This is a genomic window from Shewanella acanthi, from assembly GCF_019457475.1.
Classification (GTDB): Bacteria; Pseudomonadota; Gammaproteobacteria; order Enterobacterales; family Shewanellaceae; genus Shewanella; species Shewanella acanthi.
Genome location: NZ_CP080413.1, coordinates 3,398,393 through 3,417,722, shown reverse-complemented (window position 1 = coordinate 3,417,722; position 19,330 = coordinate 3,398,393). Strand labels below are relative to the sequence as shown.

15 protein-coding genes and 1 riboswitch are annotated in these 19,330 nt (G+C 47.8%); of the genes, 8 read left to right on the top strand and 7 right to left on the bottom strand.

The window, feature by feature from the left end:
• Positions 1-101: 101 nt before the first annotated feature.
• Positions 102-1,010: a GGDEF domain-containing protein gene (locus tag K0H61_RS14635; RefSeq protein WP_220050221.1), complete on the bottom strand. Its 909-nt coding sequence runs from the start codon at positions 1,008-1,010 to the stop codon at positions 102-104.
• A gap of 418 nt (positions 1,011-1,428) precedes the next feature.
• Here K0H61_RS14635 and K0H61_RS14630 point away from each other — a divergent pair, with 418 nt between their 5' ends.
• From K0H61_RS14630 to K0H61_RS14610, 5 genes are all read left to right on the top strand, one after another.
• Entirely contained in the window at positions 1,429-2,799 is a 1,371-nt protein-coding gene (locus K0H61_RS14630; RefSeq protein ID WP_220050220.1) for an MATE family efflux transporter, read from the top strand.
• Positions 2,800-3,127: 328 nt separating this feature from the next.
• Complete coding sequence (locus tag K0H61_RS14625) at positions 3,128-3,694, top strand: phosphoribosyltransferase (protein WP_220050219.1); 567 nt, start codon at positions 3,128-3,130, stop codon at positions 3,692-3,694.
• A 349-nt stretch (positions 3,695-4,043) separates the two neighbouring features.
• Positions 4,044-4,352, top strand: a complete 309-nt coding sequence (locus K0H61_RS14620; protein ID WP_220050218.1) for a DUF3622 domain-containing protein — start codon at positions 4,044-4,046, stop codon at positions 4,350-4,352.
• Positions 4,353-4,615: 263 nt separating this feature from the next.
• Positions 4,616-4,839, top strand: a riboswitch (cobalamin riboswitch).
• Between the two features lie 105 nt (positions 4,840-4,944).
• Complete coding sequence (locus tag K0H61_RS14615) at positions 4,945-6,906, top strand: TonB-dependent receptor (RefSeq protein WP_220050217.1); 1,962 nt, start codon at positions 4,945-4,947, stop codon at positions 6,904-6,906.
• A gap of 373 nt (positions 6,907-7,279) precedes the next feature.
• Complete coding sequence (locus K0H61_RS14610) at positions 7,280-8,008, top strand: HDOD domain-containing protein (RefSeq protein WP_220050216.1); 729 nt, start codon at positions 7,280-7,282, stop codon at positions 8,006-8,008.
• A gap of 58 nt (positions 8,009-8,066) precedes the next feature.
• On the opposite strand, the gene K0H61_RS14605 is transcribed toward K0H61_RS14610, so the two are convergent.
• Complete coding sequence (locus K0H61_RS14605) at positions 8,067-8,972, bottom strand: LysR family transcriptional regulator (RefSeq protein ID WP_220050215.1); 906 nt, start codon at positions 8,970-8,972, stop codon at positions 8,067-8,069.
• 197 nt (positions 8,973-9,169) lie between these two features.
• On the opposite strand from K0H61_RS14605, the gene metE reads away from it, so the two are divergent.
• Entirely contained in the window at positions 9,170-11,440 is a 2,271-nt protein-coding gene (gene metE, locus K0H61_RS14600; protein ID WP_220050214.1) for a 5-methyltetrahydropteroyltriglutamate--homocysteine S-methyltransferase, read from the top strand.
• Between the two features lie 123 nt (positions 11,441-11,563).
• Here the strand turns inward: metE and K0H61_RS14595 are convergent, their stop codons facing one another.
• Complete coding sequence (locus tag K0H61_RS14595) at positions 11,564-12,223, bottom strand: 3-oxoacid CoA-transferase subunit B (RefSeq protein ID WP_220050213.1); 660 nt, start codon at positions 12,221-12,223, stop codon at positions 11,564-11,566.
• 10 nt (positions 12,224-12,233) lie between these two features.
• Positions 12,234-12,941 (bottom strand): CoA transferase subunit A, encoded by a 708-nt coding sequence (locus K0H61_RS14590; RefSeq protein ID WP_220050212.1) that lies wholly within the window; start codon positions 12,939-12,941, stop codon positions 12,234-12,236.
• Between the two features lie 271 nt (positions 12,942-13,212).
• Here K0H61_RS14590 and K0H61_RS14585 point away from each other — a divergent pair, with 271 nt between their 5' ends.
• The gene (locus tag K0H61_RS14585) at positions 13,213-14,013 is read left to right on the top strand and encodes a 3-hydroxybutyrate dehydrogenase (RefSeq protein WP_220050211.1); all 801 of its coding nucleotides are present in this window, start codon (positions 13,213-13,215) and stop codon (positions 14,011-14,013) included.
• Between the two features lie 122 nt (positions 14,014-14,135).
• Complete coding sequence (locus tag K0H61_RS14580; protein WP_220050210.1) at positions 14,136-16,187, top strand: extracellular catalytic domain type 1 short-chain-length polyhydroxyalkanoate depolymerase; 2,052 nt, start codon at positions 14,136-14,138, stop codon at positions 16,185-16,187.
• A gap of 200 nt (positions 16,188-16,387) precedes the next feature.
• Here the strand turns inward: K0H61_RS14580 and K0H61_RS14575 are convergent, their stop codons facing one another.
• The 3 genes from K0H61_RS14575 to K0H61_RS14565 all read right to left on the bottom strand — a co-directional run bounded on the left by K0H61_RS14575 (position 16,388) and on the right by K0H61_RS14565 (position 19,188).
• Positions 16,388-16,762 (bottom strand): hypothetical protein, encoded by a 375-nt coding sequence (locus K0H61_RS14575; protein ID WP_258405957.1) that lies wholly within the window; start codon positions 16,760-16,762, stop codon positions 16,388-16,390.
• 297 nt (positions 16,763-17,059) lie between these two features.
• Complete coding sequence (locus K0H61_RS14570) at positions 17,060-18,019, bottom strand: alpha/beta hydrolase (RefSeq protein ID WP_220050209.1); 960 nt, start codon at positions 18,017-18,019, stop codon at positions 17,060-17,062.
• A 2-nt stretch (positions 18,020-18,021) separates the two neighbouring features.
• Complete coding sequence (locus K0H61_RS14565; protein WP_220050208.1) at positions 18,022-19,188, bottom strand: MFS transporter; 1,167 nt, start codon at positions 19,186-19,188, stop codon at positions 18,022-18,024.
• Positions 19,189-19,330: the final 142 nt, after the last annotated feature.

Genomic DNA, 19,330 nt, shown 5'->3' with positions numbered 1-19,330 from the left:
GCGTGCAGGGTTCGCTTTTTTATTGGATCAATGATGCTTTTTGAAGGTTTTTTCAAAGACGCATTATTTCTAAAGCGTTTTTAGTGCGATTTAGGCCATCATCAAGCCGTTTTGACTATTACTTGATTCTTACCATTGCGCTTGGCTTGGTAGAGCGCTGCATCTGCGCGTCTAAGCGCGTCCTCGTAGGATTTATCCCCCGCTTCGAAGCTTGCGACCCCGATGCTGACGGTGGCATAGATGCCATTGATGGCGTGTTGTTGCAGTGCCTCAAAGAAACAGCCCAGCAGATGCTCGGCAAAGCTGATAGCCTGAGGCTGTTCAACGCTGGCGAGGGTAATCACAAACTCATCGCCACCGTAACGGTAGGCGTTGTCAGTTTTTCTAAATTGCTGTTTACAGGTGTCAGCGATGGCACGCATTATCTCGTCACCCACATGGTGACCGAGTTGGTCATTGACGGCCTTTAAATTGTCGAGATCGAGGATCAGCACCGAACTGGGAAGCTTATGGTAGCTAAAATTATCAAATAAGGCGCTTAAGTCCTGCACTAGGCGACGGCGGTTAAAGAGTCCTGTGAGTTGATCGGTATCGCTTAGTTGCCTAAGTTGAATTTCAAGTTCGTGGCGCTGTGAAATATTGCTCGCGACCCAAAGTACCACGGGTTCACCTTCAACCAGAAAATCCAGTGCCTGAATGCGCCCTTCGAACCAAATGGGCTGTGAAGGGCCTGCTTCTGGTATCCCTTTTACATCCTTAATGCAGAGTTCGTACTCTTCGATAATCAGGCTGCGGCTCGCGAGCGCTTGGTCGATAAGACTTTGAAAGTATTCGGCCTTATCGGAATTGAGCACTTCGGTCAATTTTAGGCCCACTAAACTGCTGCCATCATGGTAGTAACGGCCGTCTTTTCCGCCAAATACGGCAAGGTATTGACCACTTTTCGAAATAATAAAAGCGGGATCGGGTAGGGCATCGAGTATTAAGGCCAGCTGCTGGATTTGAATCATCTGTTAATCTCCCTATTACAGCTTCACAGTGCTCATCCTCTGAGGGACATCGCTTAGGGGACAAAGGCGCTACGTTTAAAATTTAACCGTTTTTGCTTGGGGCAACAATCCCTAATTTGGGTGAGATTGTGGTTATCCGATGCGTTTTGGCAACTCAAGTGAACCTGTGTGAATTGAACTGAGCAGCAGTCAATGCATGTCTTATTGGGGAATGAATACGGTTGCAAATGATATTTGGGACTAGCGAGAGATTAAGCAATAGCTTAAAATGTAATTAAATTACCAAAAAATCAGTTTTTAGTGAGATTTCTAGGTTTTTTGTTCTTTTATTTCAAGTTGTCGTCGATAGCAAACCGATGCTTTGATAGCGAGGGTCGATTATCGGCGTTATGTCGTCTTCCTGCAGTAGGAATAAAACGTGGCCAAACCCCCTAAAACTATGCAGCAACGTATGGGTATCTTTGCCCTCACTTGGCCGATATTTATCGAGACCTTGCTACAATCGCTGCTCGGCATCAGCGATATTTTGATGCTGAGTCATTTCTCCGATAAGGCGGTAGCTGCCGTAGGCCTCACGACTCAGCTGATGTTCTTTATGATGGTGATGTCGATGATGGTGAGCACGGGCGCCAGTATTCTCATCAGCCAGAACAACGGGGCGGGTAAGACGCTGCAGGCGACGGATATTGGGGTTGCCAGTGTTGCCCTAAGCTTGGGCTTAGCAGCCATGATGGGCACGGCCATGTACTTTGGTGCCCATGGTATTATTGGGTTATTTACCTTAGAGGATGAGGTTGCCGGTTTTGCTAACGATTATCTGTGGATTTGCGGCAGCTTAAGCGTTGGTTTGGTAATGAACATTGCCTTTGCCGCAATTCTGCGTAGCTACGGTTATACTCGTTCTGCCATGTTCGTTACTCTAAGTACTGGACTTATCAACGTATTGGGTAACTATATTGCCCTCTATTCTCCCTTTGGATTACCCATTTACGGCGTCACTGGTGTGGCAATTTCTACCGTGACTAGCCAGATGATCGGTGCGCTAATCATGCTTGTTGTGATTAAGCAAAAACGTATTGCATTACCGATGCAAAGATTAAAGTCATTACCCCGCGAGACCTACTGGAGCGTGCTGCGCCTAGGGCTACTCAACGCAGGCGAAATGCTGTCATACAACATGGCGCAAATGACCATTATTTATTTTATAAGCCAGATGGGCACGCTGTCGCTAACCGCTTACACCTATGGTCTGAACATCAGTCGCTTTATTTACTGTTTTGCGGTGGCCCTAGGTCAGGCATCGCAAATACAGACCGGTTATTACATTGGAAAACAGTGGTTTGAAGAAATTACTGTGCGAGTACAAAAATACTGCATGGTCGGCTTTGCGGCCTCGCTTGCCATCGTTTTAGCCTTCTATTGGCAGCGGTTCACTATCGTTGGTTGGCTGAGTGAAAATGACGAAGTGATTAAGTTAACGGCTTTGTTACTGCTAGGTTCTATCGCCTTAGAAACTGGCCGTGTATTCAACCTTGTTATTATTTCTGCTCTTAAGGGGGCTGGTGATGTTGCCTTCCCTGTACGAGTTGGCTTATTCAGTATGTGGGGGATAGGGGTACTTTCTGCTTGGCTGTTTGGTTTGCATTTGGGCTACGGGGTATTGGCTGCCTGGCTTGCCGTGGCTGCCGATGAATGGATACGAGGACTGATTATGGTGCGTCGCTGGCGCTCTGGCAGTTGGCAACGTTTCACTCGCATTCCAACGGCGCCTAAGCTTGAAATGGCGTAAGCCTTTTACCAAACACTGTGTACCGTTTCGCCGAAAGTTCTATACTGGAATGTGCCATCAGGCCACCTAAGGTGGCCTTTTTGTTAGTTTCGTCCTAAATATGCAAAATATTCTGAACAAAGAACTGAAGAATTGCGCTATTACTGCAGCAAGCAGCTTTTTTTTGGTATAGAATGCGCTCCCAAAATTCGGCGGCTACCTCACTCCTGCGCCTGTTAGGACTTTGTTAGGGGAATGCTGTTCTCGTGTTTTGGACGCCGAACATACCTTACTAGGTCAAAGCATCGCTTTACTGCCTAACATAACTAAATAAGATGGGGACGGTGTCATGTCAGAAAAGTATTTTATTACCGCGCAACAACTGCTCGAAGATTCATTTTTATTGGCTTCGCAGGTTTATGAAAGTGGCTTTCGTCCACAATTCATCGTAGGTATTTGGCGTGGCGGCGCTCCAATCGGTATCGCGGTTCAAGAATTCTTCGACTTCAAGAAAGTCGAAACCGACCATATCGCAGTACGTACTTCTTCCTATTACGGCATAGGTACCGACAAGCAAAGCAAAGAAATCAAAGTGCACGGTCTGCACTATATCATTGAAAATGCTAACGCCAGTGACAGCTTGCTGATCGTCGACGACGTGTTCGATTCGGGACGTAGCATCCATGCATTGAAAGAAAAATTAAGCCAGCTGATGCGCTTAAACATGCCACATGATATCCGTATCGCTTGCCCATATTACAAGCCAAAGAACACTGCGGTGCCGTTAAAACCCGATTACTATATCCATGCCTCTGAGGATTGGTTGGTGTTCCCACACGAAGTGACTGGTTTGACGCCTGAGGAAATTGCCGAGGGCAAAGGCGATCTGAAGAACATTCAGCACCTGTTTAAGTAATCCCAAGGGATTAATGAAGTTGCGTAAATGCCTGCCTGAGTGTACCGCGCTTGGCAGGCATTTTTATTGCCCATTTTATCTAAGTCATTTCTTTGTTTAGCTTATTTCGTTAGGTCCTATGCCACTTTATGTGCGATATGGCATTCATTACAAATAACCCAATTTAATTCAGGACAAAGTCTTCAGTTGGCATAAACTTGTAGCAGAGCCGATTTTGCGAGGAATTTTTTCTCGCAATCTCTCTTTCTTCGCCGAAATCAAGTAAACTGCGCTCCTTTTGTTTTATGATGAGCGCTTGTACCGCTTGATAAGACAAACGTGGTAAGCATCATTTAGGAAATAGAGCAGAATGAGCAAGGGTAAAAAGTACGATTTTCGCGTAACCCAAACTGAAACCGGTTGGAAGACTGAAATCACCCGTCGTATGACATCGACTAAAACTGTCGTGTCTAAGAGCCATGATGGTTTTGCGACCGAGGCAGAAGCACAAGCTTGGGGTCAAACCGAGCTTCAAGTGTTTGTTAGCACTTTAGCCGAGCGCAACAAGCGTCGCGACGAGAAGCAAGCTAAAGCAAAATTAGCAGCGGCATTGGCGGCAGAAGCTGCGACCGATGGCGACGATTTTGACGATGAAGATGACGAATTCGACGAAGAATAAGTCTATAGCCAGGTGATCTCCACCTTTGGCTCCACAAAAAAGCAGCTTGAGTAGCTGCTTTTTTGTTAGTTTTTATAGGGCATTATTGTTTAGCTCATCTTTTACTGAGTGTTTTCATTATCCAATTTGGCTCAAAAACACTTAACTTGTCTGCATTCGTGGACATTTATCCATATAGACGTCTATAATGCGCGACTTTGGTGCTATGATATAGGCCAAATCACAGGTTTTTTCGCAGCTAATTCTGGTATGCGCCTGTGTTATGTTCGTCAACCTTCTGTGGTGCTTACGTTAAGACGTAAGATAATCGGGAAGCCAGTGAAAGTCTGGCACTGCCCCCGCAACGGTAAATGGTGAGAGACTGCCGCTTTCAGAGTGGTGCCAATGACGGCGCTGCGATGTGAATGTAAAAAAGGTGAGTCTTGCATCGAAGCGTAAGCGTCGATATAGCCAAAGTCCGGAGACCGGCCCTAAAGGTGTTTTTGAGATTTCGGTGGGCAGATCTCAAAACGCGATAAATCAGTTTATTGAGACTGATAATTCAATATCGTGGCGTTAATGCCCCGTTTTCCTTGCAGGAGTTAAAGGTAAAATGGGAACCAAACCAACTAAAATCGCGCTGCTTCTTGGCAGTCTTTCCACTCTGGCATTAAGTGCACCCCAAGCCCTTGCCGACGAGCTCGAAGCTTCAAAAATCGACGAACATTTAGTCGTTATTGGCCGCGCCGACACGCTGCCATTGAACATTGCCGCCAATGTGAATGTCATCGACTCGGCTGACATTGAAATGAGCGGCGCGACGAGTCTTACCGAAGTGCTTCGTGGCCAGAGCGGGATTCAAGTTTCGGATAACAACGTCGGCACCAGCTATGCTATGCGCGGTTTTAGTGCCAGTACGGCGGTGAATAACACGCTGATTTTACTCGATGGTCGCCGCCTGAATAATATCGATATTGCGGCCCCGAGTCTGAATGCGATTCCACTCAATCTTATCGAACGTATTGAAATATTATCCGGCAGCGCCGGCGTGCTCTACGGCGACCAAGCGGTGGGCGGGGTGATTAATATTGTCACTAGGTCCCCTGAAAATACGGCTGGCAGTGTGCAGTTATCGGGCGGCAGCTTTAATACCTATGAAGGCCGCGGCGATATCTCTGGCGCAATTAATGACAACTGGCATTACTATCTCAGCGCTAATTACAATCAGGGCGATAACTACCGCGATCATAATGCTAACGAAACCGGTTCTATCCTAGGCCGCATTCAATATAAAACCGCAACTGATATGTTTATGGTCGAGAGCAGTTATTACGACGATGACCGTGAGAATCCAGGTTCTTTAACCGAGGATGAATTTAAGCAAGACCCACGTTTTTCATGGAATAGCAGCGAGTACGTGCACCAGATGACCACGGCGCTGCGCTCGGCATACCAGCATCAGCTCAACCAACATTGGTCGCTGCAGGCCGATGTGGATTACAGCGACACCTTAGTCACTTCCCTAAACTGGGGAACAAACAGCCGTAACACCCGTTCATTACTGATGTTTAGCCCAAAAGCCGTAGGTCATTACACCACGCGTCAGGGCGAGCTTAATCTGGTGACTGGCCTTGATATCAGTCGTGGCAAGGCGGAATTTCACAGCTCGGCGCGTAGTAATGAACAGCGGCTACAAAGTGTCTATCTACAGGCGACAGTGCCGCTTAGCCAAACACTCAATTACGTGGTGGGCGGACGTTACGCTGAAGTGAGTGATGAGCTTGTCGATGGCGCGGCTTATCCTAATGGTATCGATTTAGATGAAGATGCCAGCGCCCTAGAATTTGGCCTTAACTATCGTCCTAACGCCGAGCAGCGATTCTATATTCGTTACGATCAAAATTTCCGCTTTGCCAAAGTAGATGAACAGGCCTATACCCCAAGCGATGTCTATGGACTTAAACCCCAGACAGGTGAATCCTATGAAGCGGGTTGGGATTGGATTGGTCAAAGCCAAACCCTAAAGCTGAGTTTGTATCAATTGGATCTTAAGGATGAAATTGTCTTCGATCCGAGTGCCAATACACCCACGGGGGGGACGTTCCTTGGGGCTAATGTGAATGCCGATGCATCTCGCCGTTACGGTGCGAGTGTGGATTGGGATTGGCAACTTGCTAACGCTTGGTTAGTCGGACTCGAATACCACTATGTGGATGCCGAATTTACCGCTGGGCTTAACGATGGCAACAAGCTTTCTTGGGTGGCGGAGCATTCTGGTCGTGGCTATTTGAGCCTTGATTTTGCTGAGCATTTCCAACTGTTTACCGAGGCAGTGTATACCGGTGAGCGTTTTATCGAGGGTGATAATGCCAATGAGGGGCAAAAACTCGGTGGTTATGTGCTTGCAAATGCCGCCGTTAATTATCAGCGTGATGCTTGGCAGGCGAGTTTGAGAGTCGATAACTTGCTGGATAAGGACTATGTTAGCTCAGGTTACTTTGGTGGCGATTGGGGAGACAGCTATTACTCTGGCCGTGGCCGCGATGTGCGTCTGACACTCGGTTATCGCTTCTAAAATCTGCACCATCGATTAGCCACTCATCATTGAGTGGCTAATTTTTATCCCCTTGAAAAAATCTCTTCAAACTGTCGCATAAATCGCTTTTTAGGGGATGAATTCTGTATCACTTAACCCTATAGTGTTTATGGGCTAAGTGATTGCTAGTGCTATAGTTCACTCTGTATCGGCCCACTGCTCACACGCCTTTGTACTCAAATTGGGTTGCTGGATACGTGCCTAAGGTAAGGCCATCGAGGTTAAATCGCCTTACTGCCCTTGAAAGGGTTAAATTAATCTTTGTCTGAGGGCTGAAATTCTTTGCAGATTGGGTATGATGTGAGCGCAAATCGAATTATCTTAATGCTAATTAATAGGTATAAAGCGTCTTATGACAGATCTTGAGCAACAGGTTTTTACTCAAGTGAGAGCCATCATTGCGAATGAAGAGCAAGTGATTGGTCGCCGTGGGATCTTAATTCCACTCAAAAAGGCGATCCTCGCGGAGGGCGATATTCGTAATGTTATCGATATCGTATCGAGCGATCCGGCTCTTGCTGCTCACATGCTGATGCGTAGCAACTCGGCGCAAGCCTCTGGTGTGGTGAATCCCAAATCACGTTCTTTGAAGGATGCCTTGATCCGTTTAGGTCAAGTGAACATCTACCGCTATGCGTTTACTTTCTATTTAAGAGAGCGCTTGGATGAATTACCTCAACCCTATAAGAAGTTGGTTCAGGGATATTGGAAACTGACAGAAAATATTGCCACCGATGCGGTAGATAGCCTAATCGATATGCCGGATATCAAGGTGGATGCCGACGAGGTGCAAACCTTGGCACTGTTTAGCGTATTCGGTCAGATCATCGCGTTAACCGCCTTTGCCTACTTAAATGCCAGTTCGGAAGAATCCTTCCCCTTGAGCGTGATTAAAACCTTGATCGATAATCAGCAACAGACGCTGACGATTGAAGCCTTCGAAGCCTTAGATTTGGATCAGGATCTGCGTCAGGAATTTATGATAGCCCATAACCTGCGTCAGACCCGTAATGCCAATTCACCGGGATTAATCCTGCGCCGTGTATTGTCTAAACGTGGCATGCTGCTCAACCCGCTTTAAGTGTCTTATCCGCTTAAACGTAAAAAGCCTGCAATCGCAGGCTTTTTTGATCTTAAATTCAATTAGTTTTTTGCTGATAGGTTGCGCCTGAACTTGTGACCAATTGCAGCCATTTTTGCACCAGTGCCGAATTGGTACTGCCACGGCGATAGGCGCCAAAGAGTGGCCGTTTTAAGCCCTCCTGCCCGAGTTTTACCAAGCTCAGACTGAGACCATGTCCTTCATTAATTGACCAATTTGGTAGCGCAGCGATACCGTCTTTACAGGCGATACGCTGCAGTAACATCATGGTGAGGTCGCAGGTCTTTTGCTCGCCAGCTTCGACCCCTGCGGGCTCTAAAAAGTGACGATAGAGATCCAAGCGCTCAAGCGGCACTGGGTAGCTGATGATGGGTAACTGGGCTAATTGTTTAGGGGTAACATAGGCCTCATGTGCCAGTGGATGATCCTTGGCAACAACTAGTTTTACTTCAAAATCAAATAAGTGCTGATAGGCAAGCGAATGTCCAGGCACAGGATCCGAGGTCAACACTATATCCAGCTCACCCATTTCGAGGGCGTTAAGGGAGTCGAACAGGTGGCGGCTCGATAAATCCAACTCGGCTTCTGGGTAGAGCTGTTTGAATTTTTCCATCACCGGCATTAGCCAGCGAAAACAGCTGTGGCATTCAATGCCGACTCTGAGTTGATTAATTTCGTTATCTAGGCCGTTCTTTAAATCCGATTCGGTTTCAAACACTTTTGGCAAGATTTCCTCTGCCAAGTGCAGCAGGCGCGCACCCTCTTGAGTAAAAGAAAGCGGTTTACTCTTACGCACAAAAATTGGCGAATTAATGCGTTGCTCTAATTCTTTAATTTGATGGGAGAGCGCCGATTGAGTGACAAAGCGTTTCTTGGCCGCCCCTGCAAGGCTGCCACTTTCCTTTAGTGCCATTAAAGTTCGCAGGTGTCTTAATTCAATCATGACTACTCCAAGTGAAATTTGCTCATATTGCGCTTGAAATCAATTCGGTTGCTGATACAGAGACTATCACAATAAACTTCTAGACGTCCAGACGCCTATTGTCATTTTATCCAGATTTCATGCTGAAAAGTGGCGGGGTCATAGACGGGATAGAAATGAGCTGAATTATGTTGTTCTCAAATAAAGGAAGATGGAATATGCAATTAAATTGTCTGGGGTTTCCCCGTATCGGGCGTCGTCGTGAATTAAAATTTGCCTTAGAGAAATACTGGCGTGGGGAAAGCACACAGACGCAGTTGCTGGCACAGGCTGCAACTCTGCGTCAACGCCACTGGCAATGGCAGGCCGAGGCGGGTGTTGAGCAGGTGGTTGTGGGGGATTTTGCCTTTTACGATCAAGTGCTCACCCTCAGTGCAACCTTAAATGCTATTCCTGCGCGTCACCGTGGCGATGGTCCTATCGATCTCGATACCTTATTTCGCGTAGCCCGTGGCCGCGCGCCAACGGGGCAGGATGCTCCAGCCTCTGAAATGACAAAGTATTTCAATACTAACTACCACTACTTAGTACCTGAGTTGTCGGCGGGGCAGGTGTTTTCTATCGCCTATGAACAGCTCTTCGATGAAGTCGCAGAGGCGAAGGCATTAGGCTATCAACCAAAGCCTGCGCTACTTGGGCCAGTCAGCTACTTGTATTTAAGTAAAACCGTGGGTCAGGACTTCGATAAGCTGAGTTTATTACCAAATTTATTAAAGACTTATACTGACATTCTTGAGCGTTTCTCAGCCCTTGGTGTGACTTGGGTGCAGCTCGAAGAGCCCATTCTGGCATTGGAATTAACTAAAGAGTGGCAAGACGCCATCACCGATGCTTATGAGGCAGTTAAAACTGCCAAGGTGAAAATTTTACTCACCAGCTACTACGGCAGCATTGCCCATCATCAGGGCTTAGTCTCGCGATTACCCGTAGCTGGGTTACATCTCGATTTAGTAACGGCGCCAGAGCAACTTCCTTTATTTGCCAACGCCTTAGGGCAAGATCAAATTCTCTCGCTCGGGGTGGTAAACGGTCGAAATGTATGGGCGGCCGAAGTTGACGAGATTGCGCAACGGATTGGTGCTATCGCACGTGATTTAGGATCGCGCCTGTGGATTGGAACTTCTTGCTCACTACTGCATAGCCCTGTGGATTTGGATGCTGAAACAAAACTGGCTCCAGCGCTTAGACAGCAACTGGCCTTTGCTAAGCAAAAACTCGATGAGCTGGCGAAGGTGCGTTTATTGTTGCAGGATGGCGACTCTAAGGCGGCCATGGAGATTATTGCTCAATGCACCGCGCGCCGTGAAGCAAAAGCATTAGCGGCGGACAATAGGGTAATCGCAAGGGTTAAGGCGCTGACTCAGAACGATTATCAACGCCGCAGTGATTTTAGCGTTCGGCAAGCCGTGCAGCAGCGTAAGTATCGCCTGCCATTATTGCCAACGACTACCATAGGTTCTTTCCCACAAACGCCGGCAATTCGTGGGCTGCGTAGCCGCTGGCGCAAGGGTGAGCTTAACGATACGCAATATACAGAGCAATTACAGCAGGTTACCCGCGATACCATTAACTGCCAGCTTAAACTCGGCATCGATGTATTAGTGCACGGTGAAGCCGAGCGTAATGACATGGTGGAATACTTCGGTGAGAAACTCGAAGGTGTTGGTTTTACCCTACAGGGGTGGGTACAGAGTTATGGTTCCCGCTGCGTCAAACCACCGTTGATTTATGGTGATGTGAGTCGTCCAAAGGCGATGACTGTGGATTGGGCGGTGTTTGCACAGAGTCTCACGGATAAGCCCGTCAAGGGCATGTTAACAGGTCCAGTGACGATTCTGCATTGGTCCTTTGCCCGTGAAGATATTAGTCGAGATACCATTGCGACCCAATTGGCACTGGCGATTCGTGATGAAGTGGTGGATTTACAGAATGCAGGGATTGGCATTATTCAAATCGATGAGCCCGCATTTCGTGAAGGTCTGCCGCTTAAGCAAAGCGACTGGCAAGCTTACTTAGACTGGGCGGTGAAAGCCTTTAAGCTGAGTGCGGCCGGCGTTGTGGATGAAACCCAAATTCATACCCATATGTGTTACAGCGAGTTTAACGACACTATCGCGGCCATTGCCGCAATGGATGCCGACGTGATTACCATCGAAACCTCGCGTTCTCGGATGGAGCTGCTCAATGCCTTTGAGGATTTTGCATATCCAAATGAAATCGGCCCTGGGGTTTACGATATCCATTCCCCGAATATCCCGACGGTGGCCGCTATGGTGCAGTTAATCGAGAAGGCGGCGCAGAAAATTCCTCCAAGACAGCTTTGGGTCAATCCCGACTGCGGTTTAAAGACCCGCACTTGGGCCGAGGTGGAGCCCGCCTTAAAAAACATGGTTGAGGCTAGCCGTGAGCTGCGTCGTCGGTTGGCTTAAATAACAGAGGTTAGCGCTGAGTTTGCTCTCCAAGCAAAGTGGCAGTAGCGAAGCTCAGTTTTTAAGCTACGGGTGACATAAAAAAGGGATACCTAGGTATCCCATTTTCACTGTTGATAATGTTTAGCTAAACACCATCTCGGGCACATGCTCAGGTACCACTAATTCACCCGCCGTGAGTTTAATAATCTCCTCGACACTCACCCCCGGGGCGCGCTCAAGCAGATGGAATTTACCTTCTTTGATTTCGATAAAGGCGAGATCTGTGAGCACCTTCTTAATGCAACCCTTACCCGTTAATGGCAGGGTGCAATGGGTTAACAGCTTAGATTCACCATGCTTAGAAGCATGGGTCATAGTGACGATAATATTGTCGGCACCTGCCACCAAATCCATCGCGCCGCCCATACCCTTAATCAGTTTGCCTGGGATCATATAGGAAGCGATATTGCCTTGGGTATCGACCTCGAAGGCGCCTAGCACGGTTAAGTCCACATGGCCGCCACGGATCATGGCAAAGGATTCCGCCGAGTCGAATACTGCCGCCCCCGTTGCCATAGTCACGGTTTGTTTGCCTGCATTGATTAAATCGGCATCTACTTCATCGGGTGTCGGGAAAGGCCCCATACCGAGGAGACCATTTTCAGACTGCAGCATTACCTCAATTCCTTCGGGAATATAGTTGGCCACGAGCGTTGGAATGCCGATACCGAGGTTAACGTAGTAACCGTCTTGGAGTTCTTGGGCGACGCGCATCGCCAATTGTTCTCTAGTTAGTGCCATGGCGAAATTCCTATTTATCTGCTGGACGAGTGGTCATCTGCTCGATGCGCTTCTCGAAGGTGCCTTGAATGAGGCGGTCGACATAGATGCCGGGAAGGTGGATTTCATCGGGATCTAATTGACCCGGCTCGACGATTTCCTCCACTTCAACCACAGTGATTTTGCCCGCCGTTGCGGCCAGCGGGTTGAAGTTACGCGCCGTTTTACGAAAGACCAGATTGCCGAAGGTGTCCGCCTTCCAAGCTTTGACTATGGCAAAGTCACCCGTGATGGACTCTTCGAGGATGTAATGGCGGCCATTAAATTCTTTAACCTCTTTACCTTCGGCCACATCGGTGCCGTAGCCCGTAGCAGTATAAAAGGCGGGAATACCGGCACCTGCGGCGCGCATTTTTTCGGCTAGCGTGCCCTGTGGGGTTAGCTCGACTTCAAGCTCGCCGGACATCATCTGCGCTTCGAAGTTTGCATTTTCACCCACATAGGAGGCGATCATTTTTTTAATTTGCTTATCAACCAATAAGATCCCAAGTCCGTATTCGGTCGTGCCGCAGTTATTGGACACAAGGGTCAGGTTTCTGGTGCCTTTGTGTTTGATTTCTTTTATGAGGTTTTCAGGAATGCCACAAAGGCCAAAGCCACCGGCAATCACCGTCATCCCATCTTCGAGTCCCGCCAACGCCTCGGCGTAGCTAGTAACGACCTTATTAAATCCAGACATGGAGTGCTCTCTTACGTTTGGTTAAAACGTGTAGTTGAAAGTAGTGGCGTTACTATTACTTAATTTGCCTGTCGCTCCTATGGTACTAAGGTGCCAAATAAAAACCGCTTCGATTGCACTATTCTGAGGGTATGAAAATATCTCTGTGATTGGCTGTGAGCTATGGGTAAACAACGCGTCTACAACGGGTGGGGTTGATGACAGTGTTTAACGGCGCAGCCAATCACAGATACCTTAATGGAATTGCGATGTTGCTGAGGAGGCAAGGTCTATGTCTGAGGGACAAACAACGTTAAAGGGCAGAGTCGCGCTGATAACGGGCTCAACAAGTGGTATTGGCTTGGCCACCGCCCATGTGCTGGCGGAACAGGGTTGTAATTTACTGCTACATGGATTGATGTCTGATGTTGAAGGCGCGATCCTCGCGGCCGATTTTGCCGAGCAATACCATATCAAGACCTTCTTCAGTAATGCCGATTTACGGGATGCTAAAAGCATACATGACTTTATGGATGCGGGTGTGAAGGCCTTGGGCAGTATTGATATTTTGGTGAACAACGCCGGTATTCAGCACACCGAGAATGTGGCGAATTTCCCGATCGATAAATGGAACGACATTATCGCCATTAACCTGTCGTCGGCGTTTCATACGATTCAAAAAGTGTTGCCTGCGATGGCAGAAAAACGCTGGGGCAGGATCATCAATATCGCCTCGGTACATGGCTTAGTTGCCTCAGTAAATAAGGCCGCTTACTGCGCCGCTAAACATGGCATTGTGGGATTAACTAAGGTGGTTGCCATTGAATGCGCCGAGCAGGGCATTACCGTAAACGCGATTTGCCCAGGTTGGGTCGATACGCCGCTGATTAACAAGCAAATTGAAGCCATAGCCGAAAATAAAGGCTTAAGCTACGACGAAGCTAAATATCAATTAGTGACCGCTAAGCAGCCCTTACCCGAAATGTTAGACCCACGTCAGATTGGTGAGTTTGTGCTGTTTTTATGTGGCAGTGCCGCAAGGGGTATAACTGGCGCCTCGTTAGCAATGGATGGTGCTTGGACTGCACAATAGTTTTAAACGCAATGAGTTAGCATTACTTCTACCTCTAAAGACCCATATCCGTTTAGGAATGAATCACCTAGGTTTGGTTTGATGTCTATTTTCAAACAAAAACAACCTTAAAGGTGATAATAATGAAATGGAATAAATCGTGTCTCGCAGCCCAATTTCTCGTTATGGTTATTGGGCTTTTTTCTACCCTGACGTACGCCGGAAGTTGGCAGCAAAACGTAGCCATTGGTGGTTTCAACAAAGTACATATTTACACTCCCGATACTGACAGTAAGGTGGGCAATGGCAAGGCACTGATGTTAGTGCTACATGGATGTGTGCAACCTATCAACAATTATCTGACTGCAAACCTTGAACAAGCCGCCGAAGCCCACGGTATGGTGATTGCCGTACCCGATGCGATGAACAAGGCGGGCTATAGTTGCTGGTCCTACTGGCAGGGCACCATTAATCGGACATCTGGAGATTATAAAAATCTGATTAATTTGGCGAATGCCCTGTCTGGCGATGCTAACCGTCATATCGACCCGACTCAGGTCTATATTGCGGGTCTCTCCTCTGGCGCGGCGATGGCGATGCAAACCGCCTGTGTGGCTCCCGATGTGTTTGCGGGGCTGGCATCGAGCGCGGGGCCAAGCATAGGTACGAGTTCGAATGGGGCGATCTCTACCTGTGAAACCGTGTCGACTTCGACCTTTAAATCACGCTGTGAATCCTACGCAGGCAGCTTTAAGAGTTATTTGGGGACTCAGTTAGCCGTGATTGGTCATGGCAAGGCCGATACCACAGTGAACACTTGCTATAACCAGCAGAACGCCGATGGTTTTGCCAACGTCTATGGCGTAACTAAGTTAAGTGGCACTAATGCCCTGTCGGAGGGCTCAGGCCATACGGCATCGGAAACGCTGTGGAGCAACAAACGCGTGGCTATGCTGTGGTTCGATGGCTTAGATCATTCATGGTCCGGTGGGGCGGGTGCATCGGGTGATTATGTGGCTGACGATAGTATTAACTTCGCGACCTACCTAGGTAAATTCTTCGCGGAGAATAACTTAAGGGTTGACCGTAATGCTCTGCCAACACTGGCAACTGTTACTGCGGTGGATAATGCTGGCGTGCTTGAAATCAGCGGTGTTGCCAGCGATAGCGATGGCAGCGTGACGCAGGTGTCGGTGAGTATTTATCTGCTCGATGGTGCGACGCAAACCCTGATTGGCATTTTTAGCACGAGCAGTATTGGTACCAATGGTAGCTTTCAGCTTTCGAGCCAAAGTCTGAGTGATGGTCTGTACAAGCTGGTGGTTCAAGCAACCGATGATGTGGCTGCTGTGAGTGTGCCTTCGGAACTTACCGTGCGTGTTGGCCCCGAGCCTGCCAATGAGGCGCCTATCTTAAGTGGGATTCAGGTGAATGTCTCTGGTGAATGTGCGACCGTGACGGGGACAGTTGTCGATGTAAACCAAGACTTGGCCTCTATCACAGTGAGTTTTAGTTCTGGTCAACAGGTGGCTGCTACTATCAATGGCACCCAATACAGCGCCCAGGCCTGTAGTTTACCCGGCGGTTCAAACCTAGCGACGGTCATGGCGCTAGATAGTGCTCAGTTATCTAGCCAAGACAGCATTAACTTCAATATAGATGCGGGCGTTACTGGGGATTACAACCTTCACATTAACCAAGGTCATATTACCTGGGGTGTGGGTTATTCAGCCTGCTATCTTGCCTTTGGTACAGGCCAGTTCACTATGCGTGAATATGCAGTGGGCACGTCACAATGCCAGTGGGTTGCCGATGGTGCTGCGAGCTGTGCAGGCCCTCAACAGGCGTGTTCTGGTAGCACGGGTGGCACAACTGAGCCAACCGACAGTGACAATGATGGTATTGAGGATGGGCTTGATAACTGCCCGAATGTCGCCAATGCGGATCAGGCCGATAATGACGGTGATGGTCTAGGTAATGCCTGCGATACCACGCCAAACGGTGGTACCTATCAATGTACTCAGGTTACGGCATCAAACTATGCCCATGTGGTTGCTGGCCGAGCAACGGCGACGGGCGGTTATGCCTACGCCAAGGGGTCTGGTCAATTAATGGGGCTCTATAACACTTTCTATAGCAGTACCTTGGCTAATACTGCGGCAAATTACTATGTGGTAGGTAATTGCCCTAACTAGTTAAAACGTGTGGAATGGTCTTGATTTAACTTGTTGTATTTAATTGAAAAGGCGAGCCTATTGGTTCGCCTTTTTGCTTTGATGAGATCTTTAATGCTTTTGCCTTTATATATCGCGGTTTATCTATACGCCTTTTAACAGGACTCACATTCAACATCAGTTTTACGTTGGTTGTGTGGATTCGATTGTCAATTACTCGCCTATGAGTCGCCAATTACACAATTTAATGTTTCTAGCCACTTATGCGTATCGGCTAGGATAAATTCATAGGATTGCTGGTTAGATAAGTTGATACGAATGGCGTTATAGGTAATGGGGATGATGCCTCCAGCTTTGCCGGAGCAAGGCTCCACTGAAAGGATCTCATCTAACGCTAAGCAGTAGGGGCCTAATCCCAATCTATGGTTAAAGGGCACAAAGGAAAGAATGTCCTCTGTGAGTGTCAACTTGCCATCGGCCTTGGCAACGCCAAGTTGCAGTGTCGCAACGGTGGATTTAGCGAGGGAGATAGCGCCCCTTTCAAGGGAGATATCTTGGGTAAATGAGGCTGCTTGAGAACACGTTGATTGAGTCATTGTTATTCCTTAAGGTAGTTAAGACCTTGGTTTTAAAGTGTTAGCTACTTACGAATACTCGTCCTTTCTTGCTGCCTTGCATTTTTACATGGCGCATTCTTATTTAAGAGGAATAAGCTGATTTTGCAAATAAGTTAATGACTTAACTTAGATTTGAATATAGCTTAATCATTTAAAATCAGATAGTTAGGTTTTAGATAAAATAAAGCACCTACCAAGGGAATCTTTTGTAGGTGCCTGAAGGGAGATTGGGCGAGAGAATAAGTTCGGTCTTAAGCGGTTTAGCTTTAGAACCTGCTATTTAGGCTCAGCTAAAAACTCCGCGATGAGTCGATAGGTCGCAAGGCACTCCTCAGTCACTAAATCCTGCAGCAACATATAGGCGTGGATCATATCCTCAAACTGATGGTGTTTAACCTTAACGCCTGCCGCTGTTAACGCCCTTGCATAGGCTACCCCCTCGTCTCGCAGCGGGTCGCAACCTGCGGTAAAGATGAGAGTGCTTGGGAGATTAGCGTTGATCTCACCATGCAAGGGCGAGGCTCGTTTGACGAGCTCTGCATCCTTTGCTGCATCTTGGAAATATTGCTCGAAGTACCATTGTACGCGTTGGGTTTCGAGTAAAAATCCCGTGCCATTACTCTGATAAGACGCGCCCGACATAGTGTAATCAACACTGGGGTAAACCAATATTTGCTTGTCTATCCTAAGCTTAGGATCCGATAGGCTGAGCATACTTAAGCTTGTGCAAATCCCGCCGCCCGCGCTGTCGCCCATAATGCTCACGCCTTGCTGATACTCCACCTCGGTAAGCACGCTTTGATAGTGGCGTAGCGCATGTTCACAATCCTCAAGCCCAGCTGGATAGGGATATTCTGGCGCGAGGCGATATTCCACACTGACCACAACGCAGTTCGCAATGCTCGCTAAGTGACGACAAATAGGGTCGTACAGCTCCACACTGCCGCACATATGGCCGCCGCCGTGAAAGTGCAGCACAACGGGCAGGGCCTGTTCTGGCGAAGGGCTATAGACTCGGCAAGCGATTTCACGTTCACCAACTTGCCAAGCCTTATCGGCGATATAGCTAACCTCGGGTTTTGCACTCATTAAGGCGGCTAATTTATTCAGATTTTCCCGCAATAATTGCGGAGTGAATTGAATGTTTTGCGCCTTGGCAAGAGCGATATTTTGGTTCGCGACCTTTAAGAATTCCGCCAGTTTTACCGAGGCGGAGCCTCTTAGTGATGTCTGCATGATTACTCCTTAACGCGTCCGGTTTCAGGAAGGAAATAACTACCGATAAAAACAGTGGTGCTTAGTAGGGTAATTAGGACGAAAGAGGCGAAATAACTGCCTTGATTTATATCCACTAACTTGCCAAATATCCACAGCACAAAGGTTGAAACCAGATAGCTGATAGACCAAAACAGGCTGAAAATAACCGTGATTTTTTGGCCGTTCATTTGGGGTAATTCGTGTGGAATGGTGACCAATGCAGTGACGGGTAAGAAGATACAAAAACCCAGCACAATCGCGCACAGGGTTTGTATCCAAGGCGATGAGCTAAAGGATAACCCGAGCACAGTTAAAAAGATAAGCAGGCCACTTAGGCGAATAATTGGCAGACGCATGGGTTCTTTGCGGCTATAGAGGATGCCTGCAACAGTACCGACAATCCCAAAGCCAATGACCCACTTGCTTTGACTAATCCCTGCCTGTGGATAGAAGGTAAACAGGCAAATGTAGAAGGACAGTAGACCAGAGTATGTTAGGGCGTAAGTCCAGTTAAAGGGATCTTTAATGCCATCCCAATAGGAATATAGACTTTGTTCTTGAGTCGAACTCTGATTATGGTGTTGAAAGCTCTCAAATTTTACCAGTAGCCACAGTAGCGCTAAGGCCAAGCTGGCAAGTGAAAACGCCAATAGACTGTGCTGCCAGCCGCCAGTGATGGCGTTAATCGATGGCATGCCCCAGAGCACGATAGCGGTGCCGATATTAAAGGCCACAGCGTTTAGGCCGTTTATCACAGGTCGCTCTTCGGGGGCGAACCAATGCATCACAATTGGGTTAAAATACACAATCATAAAAGCCCCCCCCAGCCCCATCAAAAAGCGACTGACGAGCAGTAATTCATAGTTAGGGGCATAGGGGGTCATTATCCCTGTCACAATTAGTAGTGCTGCCACTAGAAACGCATATTTCACCCCAAATTTTAATGTCAGATAGGCCGCGGCAAAGGTGCCGACAATTTTCGCTAAGGTCACGGCGCCGCTGATTAAACTCGCCGAGGCGAAACTCTCAATATGCATCGATGCCATGATGCTATTCATACTTGCGGTACCACCAACCCAGGCCATGGCGAACAAAACATAGCTGGTGAAAACCAAGCCTTCTACAAGATATTTATGGGTTATTTTCATAGACGTATTGTTTAAAACCTCGAATCAACATTGAGGCTAGGTTAGCGGATAGGGGGGGATAAATAAGTACTACCTTAGTGCACTGCGTGGTTGGCAAATGTTTAATGTTTTGTTGCATTAGTGTAGCTTGTGACCATGTTCA

What these genes read in the sequence shown, in the direction of transcription:
- K0H61_RS14635 (WP_220050221.1), bottom strand. Translation starts at nt 1,010, where the DNA reads ATGATTCAAATCCAGCAGCTGGCCTTAATACTCGATGCCCTACCCGAT.
- K0H61_RS14625 (WP_220050219.1), top strand. Translation starts at nt 3,128, where the DNA reads ATGTCAGAAAAGTATTTTATTACCGCGCAACAACTGCTCGAAGATTCA.
- K0H61_RS14620 (WP_220050218.1), top strand. Translation starts at nt 4,044, where the DNA reads ATGAGCAAGGGTAAAAAGTACGATTTTCGCGTAACCCAAACTGAAACC.
- K0H61_RS14615 (WP_220050217.1), top strand. Translation starts at nt 4,945, where the DNA reads ATGGGAACCAAACCAACTAAAATCGCGCTGCTTCTTGGCAGTCTTTCC.
- K0H61_RS14610 (WP_220050216.1), top strand. Translation starts at nt 7,280, where the DNA reads ATGACAGATCTTGAGCAACAGGTTTTTACTCAAGTGAGAGCCATCATT.
- K0H61_RS14605 (WP_220050215.1), bottom strand. Translation starts at nt 8,972, where the DNA reads ATGATTGAATTAAGACACCTGCGAACTTTAATGGCACTAAAGGAAAGT.
- metE (WP_220050214.1), top strand. Translation starts at nt 9,170, where the DNA reads ATGCAATTAAATTGTCTGGGGTTTCCCCGTATCGGGCGTCGTCGTGAA.
- K0H61_RS14595 (WP_220050213.1), bottom strand. Translation starts at nt 12,223, where the DNA reads ATGGCACTAACTAGAGAACAATTGGCGATGCGCGTCGCCCAAGAACTC.
- K0H61_RS14590 (WP_220050212.1), bottom strand. Translation starts at nt 12,941, where the DNA reads ATGTCTGGATTTAATAAGGTCGTTACTAGCTACGCCGAGGCGTTGGCG.
- K0H61_RS14585 (WP_220050211.1), top strand. Translation starts at nt 13,213, where the DNA reads ATGTCTGAGGGACAAACAACGTTAAAGGGCAGAGTCGCGCTGATAACG.
- K0H61_RS14580 (WP_220050210.1), top strand. Translation starts at nt 14,136, where the DNA reads ATGAAATGGAATAAATCGTGTCTCGCAGCCCAATTTCTCGTTATGGTT.
- K0H61_RS14575 (WP_258405957.1), bottom strand. Translation starts at nt 16,762, where the DNA reads ATGACTCAATCAACGTGTTCTCAAGCAGCCTCATTTACCCAAGATATC.
- K0H61_RS14570 (WP_220050209.1), bottom strand. Translation starts at nt 18,019, where the DNA reads ATGCAGACATCACTAAGAGGCTCCGCCTCGGTAAAACTGGCGGAATTC.
- K0H61_RS14565 (WP_220050208.1), bottom strand. Translation starts at nt 19,188, where the DNA reads ATGAAAATAACCCATAAATATCTTGTAGAAGGCTTGGTTTTCACCAGC.